Genomic DNA, 15,577 nt, shown 5'->3' on the forward strand with positions numbered 1-15,577 from the left:
GGACATTCGCAAATACGCGGTTCAAAAGCCACCGTCGAGTCGGTGTAGCAGCCAGTGCTGTCAAATACCCGAAAAGTATAAAATTCTGTAGCGGACGGATTGGCTAGATTTTTTAACGCAATTCCGTCAGCGGGAATGTCGGTGGCGTTGTCGTAAGTTTTGTTACCTGTATAGGTTTTGGCTTTAGCGAAATCGTAACGTTTGCCATTTTTTATATCGACGATGGTGATTTTGGCGTCGGGGCGCACATCGGTACCATCGCAAGTACCACGGGTGACCACCAGGTCAAACGATGGCAAATCATTGATAAAGGCGTATGACGGTGCGCGCGAAGTTGACTTACAGTTGGTGAGCGTATCGCGTGCTTCGGCGTAGTAAATACCAGCTTGGGTAGGTTTGAACAAGATTGAGCCTCTCAACAATAGATTTCCACCCGTTGGGGCATCGTACCAATCGACGGTAACACCCGAATCGACGAACCCTGTGATAGTTCTGAGGGTATCACCTTCGCACACGGCCTGGCTTTCAGGGACAACGAAGACAGGTTTTGGACATTCGCAAATTCGCGGTTCAAAAGCCACGGTCGAGTCGGTGTAGCAGCCAGTGCTGTCAAATACCCGAAAAGTATAAAATTCTGTAGCAGATGGATTGGCCAGATTTTTTAACGCAATTCCGTCAGCAGGAATGTCAGTGGCGTTTTCGTAAGTTTTGTTACCTGTATAAGTTTTGGATTTGGTGAAATCGTAACGTTTGCCATTTTTTACATCAACGATGGTGATTTTAGCGTCGGGGCGCACCTCGGTACCATCACAAGTACCACGAGTGACCACCAAGTCGAACGACGGCAATTCATTGATAAAAGCGTATGACGGTGCGCGCGAAGTTGACTTACAGTTGGTGAGCGTATCGCGAGCTTCGGCGTAGTAGATACCAGCTTGGGTAGGTTTGAACAGAATCGAGCCTCTCAACAAAAGATTTCCACCCGTTGGGGCATCGTACCAATCGACAGTTACGCCCGAATCGACAAACCCTGTGACGGTTCTGAGGGTATCACCTTCGCACACGGCTTGGCTTTCAGGGACAACGAAAACGGGTTTTGGACATTCGCAAATGCGCGGTTCAAAAGCCACGGTCGAGTCGGTGTAGCAGCCAGTGCTGTCAAATACCCGAAAAGTATAAAATTCTGTAGCGGATGGATTGGCCAGATTTTTTAACGCAATTCCGTCAGCAGGAATGTCGGTGGCGTTGTCGTAAGTTTTGTTCCCTGTATAAGTTTTGGCTTTGGCGAAATCGTAACGTTTGCCATTTTTTACATCAACGATGGTGATTTTAGCGTCGGGGCGCACCTCGGTACCATCACAAGTACCACGAGTGACTACCAAGTCAAACGATGGAGGATTGCAACCACAATCTGTGCGCTGAATCGTGACAGTTTTATCTGTAAAGCAATTGGGTTCACCAAAAATACGAATCGTAAAGGTTTGAGAAGTGGCAGGATTGGCAATATTCTGAACAAGAATACTGTCGGCGGGGATGTCGAACGCATCATTGTACGTACGTTTTCCAACGTAAACAGAGCCTACTGAAAAATCAAAACGACTGCCATTTTTGAGGCTTTTGAGTACTATTTTGGCATCATTTTGCGCAACAAAGTCTTTACAAGATGCTTTCTGAGCATCAAGGTCAAATGACGGTAATTCGTTGACAAAAGCATACGACGGGGCGCGTACCAAACCTTCGCAGTTGGTGAGGGTATCGCGAGCTTCGGCATAATAAGTACCTGACTGCGTAGGCTTGAAGAAAATCGAACCACGCAAGAGAAGGTTTCCGCCCGTTGGGGCATCGTACCAATCGACAGTTACGCCCGAATCGACAAAACCTTGTACCGTTCGCAGTGTGTCTCCTTCACAAACAGCCTGACTTTCGGGAACGACAAATGGTGGTTTGGGGCACTCACAAATACGCGGCTCGAAGGCCACAGTCGAGTCGGTGTAGCAGCCTGTGCTATCAAAAATTCGGAAGCTGTAAAATTCGGTGGCGGGCGGATTCGCTAGGTTTTTTAACGCGATTCCGTCGGCAGGAATGTCCGTGGCGTTATCGTAAGTTTTGTTTCCAGCATAAGCTGTTCCTTTGGTATAATCGTAGCGTTTGCCATTTTTTACGTCAATGATGGTGATTTTGGCGTCAGGGCGTACATCGGTACCATCGCAAGTACCTCTAGTAACGACAAGGTCAAATGACGGCATTGGATTGATAAAAGCATACGAAGGAACTCGCACCAAACCTTTGCAACCCGACAAGGTATCACGTGCTTCGGCGTAATAAATTCCTGCTTTGGTAGGTTTAAAGAAAATTGACCCTTTTTTGAGTAAATTGCCTTGCTCGTCGTACCAATCAACCGTAATTCCTGGTTCTACAAAACCACGAATGGTGCGTAATGTATCATTGTCACAAACGCTTTGGCTTTCAGGAACAACAAACGGAGGCGCAGGGCAGATACAATCGCGGTGGGCTAAAGTAGCAACTCGGTCGGCGTAGCATCCTGTCGCGTCAAAAACCCGAACGGTGTAAGTGCGAAGAGTCATTGGGTTAGACAATGTGTCTGCCAAAACTCCATCCGTAGGTATCGCTTGAGCAGTAGCAAAAGTTTTATTCCCAGTGTAGGTGCTTCCGACCGAAAAATCATAAAGGAGTCCGTTGGTAATCTCCTTGATGATCAATTGTCCGTCTTTGCGAGCATTTAAGCCGTCGCATGAAGTTGAAATTGTCTGGGCCGTAAAAGAAGGAGTTGGGTGAATAATCACTTCGGCCGAGGCCCTTGAGTTGCTTAGACAACCAGATATTTCGGCGCGAGCTTCGGCATAGACTTTACCCGCTATGGAAGGCTTAAAGGTAAGTGTGCCAGAAGCAATTAAATTTCCTCCCGTAGGGGCATCGTACCAATCGGCTGTGACGCCTGCACTCACAAGTGCGTGAATGGTTTGAAGGGTGTCTCCATCACAAATTGTTTGACTAATAGGTGTCACTGCAATGGCGACGGTGGGGCAAGGGCAAACGGGTGATGAAACGGTAAGCGTGGTGTCGCAGCTATTTTTGCTAAAGACTAAGGAAGTGTTGGTACCTACAGAGAGCTCGCTGATGGTAAAACGCCCATCGCTTAACTGTAATAACGTTCCCAAAGGACTGGCAACCGTTCCGTTTGTTTTTCCGTAAATCGTATAAACTTTCAATGATGGCGCACAAACAACCGAATCGACCGTAAATGTGGGTTTAGGTTTAATCGTTACTGCTACGGTATCATTGGCTACGCAGCCATCCAACGTAACCGTTACGGTATATTTTCCACTTTGTTGGGGCTGCATTCCGTTGATAGTCACTTGTGGTGACGTACCAATCGTTACGCCATTGGGGTCTTGCCAAGTATAGGAAGCATTGTTGACGGCGGTTGTGGTCAACTGCAATTGTTGTCCTTCACAGACCGGGCTATTTGAGAGGGCATTGACCGATGGGCGGGCTTTGACGGTGACTCGAATCGAGTCAGTGACGCTACAACTGCCGAGGGTTGTTGTCATCAAATACACCCCACTCATGTCGAGACTAGCATTTGAACGAACCACTGCCGAGTCAATCGCTAAAAACTGTTTGGGTCCTGACCAAGCAAAGGTGGTTCCTTGCGGCGCCCCCTGAACAAATAGTCGAAGGCTATCACCCTCGCAAATGGGGGAATTGCTACTGAGGGTGAAAACGGGACGTTTTTTCACCAAAACATCTATTGTATCGTAGTTGACACAGCCGTTGAGGCTTACTTTGAGTAAGTACTTTCCAGCATCAGCGAGTTGAGCAAGGGGTTGGGTAAAAGTGGTTTGGGTACTAATGACATTACCGCCCAACTTCCGCCATTCATAAGTAGCGCCGATTCCTGCGTTTTGAGCCGTAAGGCGAAGGGTATCGTTTTCGCAAATAGGGCTGTTGCTGATGGCATTGGCCACAGGAAGTGGGAAAACGGTGTAGGTCAAGGTGTCGGTTTTAACGCAACCGTTAACTTTCACCGTGACTTGGTACAAACCACTTAAATTAGGACGGGCAGGAGTAATGATTGGGTTTTGTTGAAAACTCACATACTCATTGGGGCCAGACCACTCAAAGGTCGCGCCGATTGGTGCGGCGTTGGTAAACAACTTGATGGTATCGCTGTGGCAAATGGGGCTATTGCTGCTGATGGCAAAGGTTGGCAACGGTTTGACAAGTACCTCAATGGAGTCTTTGTTTTCACAACCATTCTGACTTACCGTAAGTACGTATTTGCCCGAATCGTTTGGTTGGGCATTGGGGATATTGAATAAACGTTGATTTCCTACAACGGTGCCAGTGGCTAATTTTTGCCACGCGTAGGTAGCCCCCGAGCCTGCATTTGCGGCGGATAAAAATAGTGTGTCTCCTGCACAAATGGGAGCGTTAGAAAGGGCCTGCGTCAATGGCAAAGGCGTGACTGTAACCCGTGCCGTATCTTGCTGAACGCAGCCGTCCAAAGTTACTTTTACTCGATACGTCCCCGTTTGGCTTAGAGATGCGTGTGCTACCGAGTACAAAGAATCAATTGAAACCACTTGGTTAGTAGGACTAAGCCATTCGTATGTAGCGCCAAGTACGGCAGGCGTTTTTAATACAAATGGGCTACTTTCACAGACAATGACCCCCGTGGTGTTGGCGATTGGCAAGGGCTTGACAAGGACGGTGGTGCTATCCTGAACTGTGCAACCATTGGCCGTAACTGTCACAATGTAGTTGCCTGACATGTCAGGTTGGGCATTGGTACGCAATGGAATGCGGGTAGAAGCACTGAAACTGTTTGGCCCACTCCAGAGATAAGTGGCATTGGCGTTTGCAGCCGTTGTTAGTTGTAAATCTGTACCCTCACAAACTGCGCTGTTGGAACTAGCCGCTACGACAGGCAAGGCTTTGATGGTTAGTTTGATGGCCGTGCGGGTGTTGCTAACACAAGTACGAACTGTAATGTCGGTACGGCGGGTTTCGGCATAAAAAGTATGCGTACCTACAGCTAATTGGGTAGGTGTGTACTGAAGTGTGCCCGTGGCTACTTTGTTGCCGCCCGTCGGCGCATCGTACCAATCGACGGTTTCGTTGGCATTGACGGTGGCTTCGAGCGAAGGGTTCGTTTGTTCAAAACATACTTCTTTGTCACCAACGTTGACAGGGGCAGCCAAGTCTGGGCAGAGGCAATCAGGTTTTTTGAGAATTACCTGTGTTTTGCAACCGTCCACATTGGTTACGGTAATGGTAATGTTTGGAGTTCCGAACGGACTAGCGCCAATGATTTCGTAACGGCCGTTGGTAAAATTAACGGCTGTACCTTCGGATGAGGAGACAGTTACGCCCGAAAGCTCAGTGGTTAACCATACCACAAAGTTAGATAAATCCGTACTGCAAACTGTCGAGTCAATCACCAGTTTTGGTAGAGGCACGATGGTAAGTGATACAGGTGTACGGGTACTGCTCACGCAATCGTGAATAAGGTTGCGGGTTTGGGCATAATAAATGCCTGCGCTCGTTGGGGTAAAGGTTTCACTTCCCTGAACGATGGGCGTCCCACCTGTAGATGTTTCGTACCAATCAACGGTTTCATTAGAACCAACGTTGGCCGAAAGTGTCGGTATGGTTTCGTCTTGGCAAATTTTCTTATTTCCTCCGCTGCTTGGAGCATTGACCACGGGGCAAGAGCAATTGGGCGCTGTGACATTTTGAGATACCGAACAACCTTTGTCGGAAGTCACACTTACCGAAAGTGGGTTGACCGATGGAAGTACGTTTGAAATGGTATAGGCGTTTGTTCCCGTAGGCGTAATGATTCCCGCCGATGAAGCTAAAGTTCCACCTTCAACCGTTACATCAACTCGGTATGACTTTAGATTAGGAGCACAAGATGTCCCTATAATCGTAAGTTTTGGTTTAGGGTAAATAATGACCACCGCAGTGTCCTCGTTGGTACAGGCTCCTAACGTTACTTTGAGGCGATACACTCCCGCATCGGCTACCCCAACGTTGGTCAAAGCAAACGAAGAACTACTACTTACCACCATGCCTGCGGCATTTGTCCATTCGTACTGAGCTAGGCTTCCTGCATTGGCAGCAGTAAGCGTGATTGTTCCACCTTCACAAACAGGCAACGACGCCGACGCAACCGCAATTGGAGTTGGGTTGACAGTCACACTGATACGGGAAGTATCACGGCAACCATTCAAACTCGCAATGACTTCATAGATGCCCGTTGCATTTGTGGTGACGTTTTCGATTTTGGGATGTTGGTCGGGAGAAGTAAAGCTATTTGGCCCCGCCCATTCATACTTGGTCGCCGCTGGACTTGTCACCGACGTAAACTGTAGTGTTTGTCCCGAACAAAGCGGTGTATTAGCTTGTATAGTTACATTGGGTAATGGCTTTACGATTACTTCTACCGTATCTCCACTTACGCAATTATTTTTTGTGACGGTTAAAAAATACTTTCCAGCATCGGTGAGGGCTGCTTTGGCAATGCTAAATGAGGCAGAAGTGCTCAGAACCGTTCCTGCTGAATTTTTCCATTGGTATTGGGCTCCCGTTCCCGCATTTTGAGCCGTAAAATTAAGTGGACTGTCTTCGCAAACAGGGCTGTTAGTGAGGGCATTGGCAACGGGATTTTCGTAAATCGTTACCTCCACCGTGGTGGTGCTACTACAACCGTTACGGGTGACGGTCAAAAGGTACGTACCGCTGTGTTGGGGTTGAGCAGGGGTGATGATTGGGTTTTGCTCATTGGGACGACTGAAGCCATTGGGACCCGACCAAGCATAGGTAGCTCCCGTTCCCGCATCTGCCGCAGAGAGCATGAGGGTTTGGCCAGCGCATTTTGGACTATTGGAAGTGGCTTGGGCAATGGGGCGGTCTTTGATGACTGCCTCAGTGGTAGCGGTTTGGACACAACCGTTTACGTCGGTGACTTTGACCGTATAAATACCCGATTGCGCAAGCGTAGCAGGGTCGAAAGAAAAACTTGCCGCCGCTGAAACAACGCTATTGGCCGCATTTGTCCATTGATAAGCCGTACCGCCCGAAGCGTTAAACGTAATTTTTTCACCCGTACAAACTGGCCCACTGTTGGCTGCTGTTGGTTGGGGTTTGGGATAAACTGTAATGAGTTGATTTTTGACCGTTTGACAACCTTTATTGCTCGTGACCGTTACGGAATAACTGGTCGAGGTGGCAGGAGAAACGGTAATAGACGAAGTAGAAGCGCCCGTATTCCAGAGGTACGTTCCGCCGCCTGAGGCAGTTAGGGTCGTCGAAGCTCCTTCGCAAAGAATAGCGTCATTGTTGGCAATGCCCGAATTGTCAGTTGTGGTGATGGAAACAACAGGATTGGGATTGACGACTGCCAGTACCGTGGTATTGTTGGAGGTAATGGGAAGAAAACAAGCGCTACTTACGGCACGCTGAACGCTGTCGATGCGTAGCGTGGCTCCGTTCTGGCTTAATGTCAAGGCTGCCGTTTGGAATGAGGCATTGCCTTGGGCATCGGTGGTGACAGAGGCGGTTAGGTTATTGGTGGTACCAATCGAATATTTTAAGTTAAAGGTAGTATTAGGACGTAATCCAGAGAAGGCAACGGTGCTTTTTTGCCCTTCACAAACTTCGTTGGCCGACATACAGCCAAAGACCAAAGGTGTTTGATCATTGCCTACCAAAATCTCTACTTTGTTGCTTTCTGCTGAAGTTGGTTGGGTACCTGTGAGCACAACGGTTCCTGAAAGTTTGAAACCCATACCAAAGTCCACGTTTCTGATGGTCCAACTGGTAAGACCTGCGCCACTAAAGTTGCCAACGGCGTTCCCGTTGAGCACTACGTTGGTAAAAGCTACACTTCCTGTAGGTTCATTTTGACTACCTACCACCAGCTGCATGACGTTCATGGCACAGCTATTTTGTCCCGAACGATAAGTATTTATAGCCGCCGCTACGTTGGGGTACGTAAGCGTAAATGTGCCTGCACTGTTGACAATGGTTGCTTTGAGTACATCGGTGGCGGGGTCATATTCAAAGGTAACGTCGTTGTTGCCCGAACGCCAGCTAGCATCCGTTTGGGTTCGGCGGGGTGGGGCGATGCCTAAATCTGGGATTCCTAAGTATAACTCTTTTTCGGAGGGCAAACCAAATGAACGGTAACGTACACTTACCAAAGAGGTAAAGTTGGCAGGGGCTCCTGCCGATACGGTGGCCGTTGGTAGCGCCGCATTGATTCCTAAACTATAGGTAACAACGGGCGACTGGCAACCGTTGGCGTCGGTGACTCGGTAAGAAATCGTAGCTACACCCGTGCCAGTTGGGGTAATGTTGGCTGTACCGTTGTTATTATTGGTTAGGGTTAATAAACTAGCCCCCGACGTAACTAGCCACGTGTGCGTGTAAGGAGTTGTGCCTCCGTTTGGATTACCATTGAGGGTAATTGCGTTGTTGATACAAAGGTTACTCGGCCCAGTAATACTGGCTATCGGCGACGGATTGACCGTTAAAGAAACAGAAGCGGTATCAGAACAACCTTCGGCGGTTGTAGCAATAACGGTGTAAGTTCCTGTATTTGAGGTGGTAGTGCTGGCGATGGTTGGGTTTTGGTCAGTACTGGTAAAACCGTTCGGTCCCGTCCAAGCGTAGGTAGCGTTCGCGACGGTCGGGGTTGTTGTGAAACTAACGGATTGGCCTGCGCAAACGGGATTAGGCGCTACCGAAGCCGAAATCTCAGGTTTGGTTTTGATGGAAATAACGACATTGCCATTCATGGTGGCAGCACAAACGGGAGAGGTTGTTGAACTAGCCTCCACGGTATAGGTTCCTGTGGGTGTTTGTGGACCAAAATGGAGAGCAGCACCCGTACCTGCAACCGCAGTGCCCACATTTTGCCCGTTTCGTTTTAGTTGGTATAAAAAGCCTGTTTCCGAACCACTCAGACCTACAGATAAACCTGGGCTTCCTGTACAGTAAGCTCCTCCGCCAGTGACGTTATAAAGCTGGGGTTGCGGGAAAACCGTTACTGTTGTGTTTTTTTGTTCAACACAACCTTCGCGGCTATCTGTTACTTTGATGCTGTATGTCGTAGTAGTTGTAGGATTCACCGTGCGCGTCGTTGCGGTACTGCCGTTTTCCCATTCGTAGAGAAGTGTACTTGCACCACCCGTAGCACTGGCCGTAAGCGTGACAGGTTGTCCTGCGCAAATGGGCGTTGGAGTGGCTGAAAGATTGACCGTAATAGGAGGGGCAATGCGTAAATCGGCGGCGCGTTTGAGGGTACATCCTCGGCTGTCGGTGATGACCACTTCTACCAATAAATAATCGTTGGTGGTAAAAGAACGAGGATTACCCGTTTGGCCGTCTTGCCACGTATAAGTATAACCTGTGCCGCTACCTCCTGATGCGACAGCGGTATATGACATATATTCACCAGGACAAATTGTAATATCGAGTGCTTGTAGTTCGCCAGAAATGGGCGGCAGTTCGTTGACCGTAATACTGCCATTCATCATCACCGAGCACGCTGGGTTGGTGGTTGTGCTTGCTTTTACTTGGTACGTTCCTCCAAAATAATTTCCCATTGGCAAGGCCGAACCCGTACCCATTTTTCCCTGACCTATATTGACAGTGTTGCGAACAAGCTCGTACAATACACCCGTTTGTGAACCGCTTAGGGTCAATGGAATGCCGTCAATCCCCGCACAAATGGTCAAATCACTGGGAGCGGTTAAGGTAAAAAGTTGAGGTTTAGGAATTACTGTTATTTTGATGGTATCGCGGTCTGCACAGCCGTTGGCATCGCTTAGGCTGACAATGTAGCTTGTGGTAGTCGTAGGGCTAACCGTTTTCGCTGCTCCTGTTCCCAAACCATTGTCCCAATTGTAGGTATAAGGTGTTGTACCGCCTACAGTCGTGGCATTCAATGTGACAGCTGTCCCTTCGCAAATAGTTTGGTCAGCACCTGCATTTACATCAGGTGTAGGATTTACTTTGACCAAAGTAGTGGTTGTATTTTGGCAACCATTGGCATTATAGACGCGAAGCGTGTAGGTGCCTGCCTGTGCCAATTGAACATTTGACAGGGTAAATTGCTGTGTAGTAGCCACAATAGCTCCACTGGCGTTTTTCCATTCGTAGTTTACGCCTGCTCCTGCGTTGGCCGCCGACAAAATAACGCTCCCTCCTACACAAGCAGGAGAAGTGTTGGAAGCCGATGCGGTAAGCTGCGCTGCTTGACCCACCACAATGTCGGAGGTAGTGGTAGTGCAGCCGTTGGTATCGGTAACACGTACGCGGTAAGTGCCTGCGGTGAGGCCAGAAAATTGATTGCTGGTTTGGGTTGCGCCAAAAGACGTACAGTTACTTCCGCTACAAAGGGCATACACCAAGCCACCCGTTCCGCCACTGGCAGTTATGCTAATTTTTCCATCATTACCCCCGAAACAGGTTGTAATGGTAGGCGTAGCCGTGGCCGAAATGGCAGTAGGCTGAGTAATGGTATAACTTGCTGAAACCTTACAGTTGTCGTTATCAGTGACTGTCACGGTATATGTTCCTGCGGCAAGATTAGCAACGTCTTCTGTGGTCGCAATGATTGTGCCTCCGCTGTTTTTCCACTCATAACTTTTAATGGAGGTAACACTCGTGGCGGTTATATCAACTTTCCCATTAGTGCCTCCGTTGCAGGTGACGTGGGTGAGGTTGGCAGTAATGCTTATCTGAATAGGCTGGGTAATGGTAGCTGTGGCGGTGGTCGTACAGCCTTTTCCATCAGTGACGGTGACGGTATAGTTTCCTGCGGGGCGTCCTACAATGCTACTGCCTCCCGTGCTGCCATCCGACCAAGTATAAGAATAAGGAGAAGTCCCACCGTTGACATCGACGGTGATGGCACCATCTGTGCCGTCAAAACAACTCACGTTCTTGACCGTCACAGACGCGGTCATGGGATTGGGTTGATTGACATTGATATTTTTGGTGGTTGTACAGCCGTTCCCGTCTTTTACCGTGACATTATAGGTGCCAGCTGCAACGGCATTGAAAACGTTTTGACTTTGAAAAGCACCATTGTTGAGTTGGTATTGTAATGGAGACGTACCCGTGGCAGTTACGGTGATGGTTCCGTTGGCTTGACCAAAACAAATGGCATCCGTTTTGGTCAGACTGGTAATGTTAGGAAGGGCATTTACCGTTATTTTGATGTCGTCGGTAGCTGTGCAGCCTTTGGTATCGGTGACTGTGACAGTATAGATAGTCGTTGAACTCGGCGATACTGTTTGGCTGGCGCTATTGTTAGCGCCATTGCTCCAACTGTAACTGTAATTGGGGGTTCCTCCGCTGGCTGCGGCCGTAATTGTAGCTGAACCGCCCGAGCAAATGGCTTGGTCAGCCCCCAAGTTGACTGAAGGTTTGGGGTTGATAACAACCGAGAATGTTTGTGCTTGACTTGTACAGCCATTGGCCGACCCCGTAACGGTAAACGTACCCGTAATGGGGGAGTTAGTGGTATTGGTAGCCGTAAATACGGGGACTTGACCCGTACCACTGCCAGAACTTAGCCCGATGGCGGTGTTGTTGAGTTGCCAACTGAAGGTAGAGGCTGGGGTCGAAGTAAAATCTGTTAAATCAACGGAAGTGCCAGCACAGTATTGAAGCGGTGTGCCTGAAGCCGTAGGTAATGTTACTTTAGGGATAGCATATACCGTAAGCGCCACTGGATTGGACGCGATGCGGCAATACCCAATGCTAATATTACCTTGCTCGGCGGCCAGTAGTCGGTATCTTGTTCCAGCAGGAGCGGAAGAAACCGAGGTATTGAGCGAAGTAGCCCCCGTAATATCCGTCCAAGTGCTTCCATTGTCGCTGCTTTGTTGCCACTGAAATTGTGGATTGTTGTAGCCTGGTGAAATAGAACCACTTAGGTTGACGTTTCCGCCTTCGCAGATACTAGGTGTACTGGCCGACACCGAAATAGTGGGGCCGCAAGGACGAAACGTAATGTCATCAAGAAGTAGGTCGTTTCCACATCCACCTGCGGCATTATTAATGATTTTTAAAACAACCTGTGTTTGGCTGGCAGGAGTTGTAAAAACAAACCCATATTGTTTCCAAGTGAGTGAAGACGATTCTGGGATATTTCCTGTGCTGTAAGTGCCGAGTAATGTACCTGAAAGTGACTCGATGCGGAAGGTAAGGTTGGGATCTATGCCGCCACCACTACAGGCCGATGGTCTAAGTAAGTTGGCAATCCAGCCCGCAAATTCGTAAGTGGTGTTTCCGCAAAGTCCACTGATGGTTTGTCGATAAAACTCTCCGATGGTGTAAGAAGCATTGTAAATAGCCATCCGACCGTTGACGTCACCAGGGGTGTGGTCTTCGGCTGCATCAAACCAAGAATTACTAAAACAAGAAAAAGTACTATTCGTGACGGTATAGTTACCGTCATTAGGGCATGAATTTGTTTGCTGAGTATAAGTAGTACTAGCTCCAGTGGCAGAAGTTGGCAAGGTGGTATAGCCCGTTCCTGTACCAAACGTGATATTTACCACTGGGTCACCAAGACTTCCTGTGCAAGTTTGGGCAAAACTGTAGCGTATCGAGCCCAATAACAAGGCCGAAAGAACAGAAAATGCCGTTACTAACGTTTTGATTCTATGAAACATTCACACGAGTTGACTAAACCTATCTCAGACTTAGCCAAAATCGTGCCATTTAGTAGAGTACTCTCTTACGATTCCCAAATTATACTTTCTTTGTTTTCGTACCAAGGTTCCATCATTGAGGCATAATTTTTTTCAATAACGTTTCTTTTTGTTTTCATTGTTGGGGTAAGCATGTTATTATCAATCGTCCAAGTACCCTTTATGATGACTATTTTCTGCACTCTTTCGTATGTTTTTAGGCGAGGATTGAGGTCTGTAAGGGTCGAAAATAGACTTTGTTGAATGGCATCTTTTTCTAAATTTTGCGCCATTTCTGATAATACAACAAGCGCGATGGGCTGTGGTAAATTTTGGCCTACGACACAAATTTGCTCAATCATTTTGTTGTCGGCAAAGCCAAATTCAATTTGTGACGGTGCCACATATTCTCCCTTCGACGTTTTATACATTTCTTTGACCCGACCCGTAATTTTGAGGTATCCATCTTCATCGACTTCGCCCACATCGCCCGTATGAATCCATCCTTCTGAGTCGATGGTGTCGGTCGTGAGAGATGGTTCGCGATAATAACCCAGCATATTCCAAGGCGAGCGGGTTAAAATTTCACCCGTACCTTCCGCAATGACGACCTCCATGCCTGGGTAAATTTTGCCCACACTACCATCTTTGGGGTTGTCGTGGGGCATCATGCACACCGCCCCTAAGTTTTCTGTCATCCCATAGGCTTCCTGAATGGTAATTTCCAAACGCCTAAACCAACGAATCAAAGAAATTGGCATCGGTGCTGCGCCCGTAAGTACCAGCTGGGCTTCATTGAGCCCAAGCCCTTTTCTGATTTTTTTCTTGACAATACCACTCAATATTGGAATTTTGAGCAGCATTTCTAGCTTTTTCTGCGGCATTTTGGCTAAAATTCCGAGCTGGAATTTAGTCCAAATACGGGGTACAGCCAAAAAATGGGTTGGACTTGCCGCTGCTAAGTTTTTGGCAAATGAATCAAGCGATTCGGCAAAATAAACAGTTCCGCCGGTGCCAAGGCTGGTCGCTTCGACAATGTTGCGTTCAGCAATGTGACAGAGGGGTAAGTAAGAAAAAAAGCGCGGGTTGGCTACATCGTAGCGGAGAATATGTTTGGTTCGACCAACGGCCTCTGATACTGCTCGGTGCGTCACCATCACTCCTTTGGGGTTTCCAGTGGTTCCCGAAGTATAAATGATTGAAAACAACTCATCAGGTTGAGGCGTCGGGTTGTCGGAAATAGGGGTGTGGTTGGCCAAAATGTCATTCCACTGAATGTGTTCAGGATCAGGATTATAAGTGGGAAATGATATACATTTAATAGAAGAAGAAACTCCTTTTTTCATTCCTGACCAATCGTCGAGCTTACCTACAAACAAAACCGAACAACCACTGTGGGTGAGCACTTGCTGAAGCTGGTCGGCGGTAAGGGTGGCATAAAAAGGTACGGAAACGTGGCCTGTCATCATAATGGCCAAATCAGCAATAATCCATTCGGCACAGTTTTTTGAAACCAGCCCGATGTTGCTTTGCGGCGGTAGGTTGAGCGAGCGCAAGTAGGCCGAAATCCGCCGCACTTGATCACCGACTTCTTTCCATGTATAGTCTCTAAAACTATCCCCAAAAGGCTGACGAAGATAAACCTGATGAGGACATTCTTTCTCCCAATGGTATAAATTGTCAACAAAGGTAGTTACTTGCGTAGGCGAATTGGTGGCTTTCATCGTGGGTCAATTGATTTAGGTGTTTTAACAAAAATAGTATTATATTGTTAAAAAATTGATTTGTATTGATGAAAATCGTTTTCCTATGGAAGAAATTCCCGTACCTACGGCCAAAGATGCACGAGAATTTCTTCATAAAAAAAACTAAGGCTTAATTAACACTTTTCCCCAACGCCCATGCGCTTCGGCGTGGGTAACGGCTTTGGCTACTTCGTCCAATGAATAAGCGGCTTCAATCGGCATCTGCACTTTCCCCGTGGCAAGCAACTCAATTACTTCCCCCGCAACGCGGTGGCGAGTGGCAGCGTCGGTGCGCTTCATCCAGTCGGTCAGCCAAAAACCTTTGACCACAAGCTCGCGGAAAATCATCAGTCCAAAATTGATGTTAGGGTCTTGCAAACTCATCAACCCATACACAAGCATAACACCCCCTCGGCCCATACATTTGAGGGCTTCGCTGGCGGTATGCCCACCGACGCACTCCAATACGGCGCGTACGCCTTCGTGGTTGGTAATTTGCTGGACTTTTTTGGGTACATTTTCTTCTTCGGTATTGATAATTTCGTCGATTCCAAGGCCTCTTAGTTCTTCGTTGAGGTCATTGCGGCGTACCGTTCCAATCGTTTTGATGCCTCTCATTTTACAAATTTGAATCACCATTTTTCCTAAAGCCGAAGCACAGGCCGTAATCATGAGCCATTCGCCCGCTTTTACGCCCGATTCTTCCACCATCGCAACGGCCGTAAATGGGTTAACAAAAAGTTGGGCAGCCACCTCGTCCGACATAGCCTCGGGCACAGGAATGAGGGTACGGTGGTTGGTTAAAACGTACTCGCTCCACGCGCCAATCGCCGTAAAACTTACGCGCGTACCAGTGCCAAGTTTTACGTTTGTTCCTGCTTGTTCAATCACCCCAACTCCCTCAAACCCTGCGCCCGAGGGTAACTGAGGCCGAATACCGTATAGGTTTTGGACAAACATAATATCGGAAGGATTGATGGGACTTGCCAATACCCGAATCAGTACCTCGTCGGGGCCAGGAGTGAGTGGGTTTACTTCTTCTACGTGAAGAATGTCGGCAGGTTTTCCAAAATGTTGGAATACGACTCGTTTCAT

General features: G+C 48.1%; 3 protein-coding genes. All 3 read right to left on the reverse strand.

Annotated features, from left to right (window positions below):
- The coding region (locus K339_RS34555) for an Ig-like domain-containing protein (RefSeq protein ID WP_037301769.1) at positions 1 to 12,719 on the reverse strand (12,719 nt) is incomplete at its 3' end.
- Between the two features lie 65 nt (positions 12,720 to 12,784).
- Entirely contained in the window at positions 12,785 to 14,461 is a 1,677-nt protein-coding gene (locus K339_RS0123285) for an AMP-binding protein (RefSeq protein ID WP_028525760.1), read from the reverse strand.
- Positions 14,462 to 14,605: 144 nt separating this feature from the next.
- Positions 14,606 to 15,577: a zinc-dependent alcohol dehydrogenase family protein gene (locus K339_RS0123295; protein WP_028525761.1), complete on the reverse strand. Its 972-nt coding sequence runs from the start codon at positions 15,575 to 15,577 to the stop codon at positions 14,606 to 14,608.

The sequence above is a fragment of the Runella limosa DSM 17973 genome (assembly GCF_000482465.1).
Lineage (GTDB): Bacteria > Bacteroidota > Bacteroidia > Cytophagales > Spirosomataceae > Runella > Runella limosa.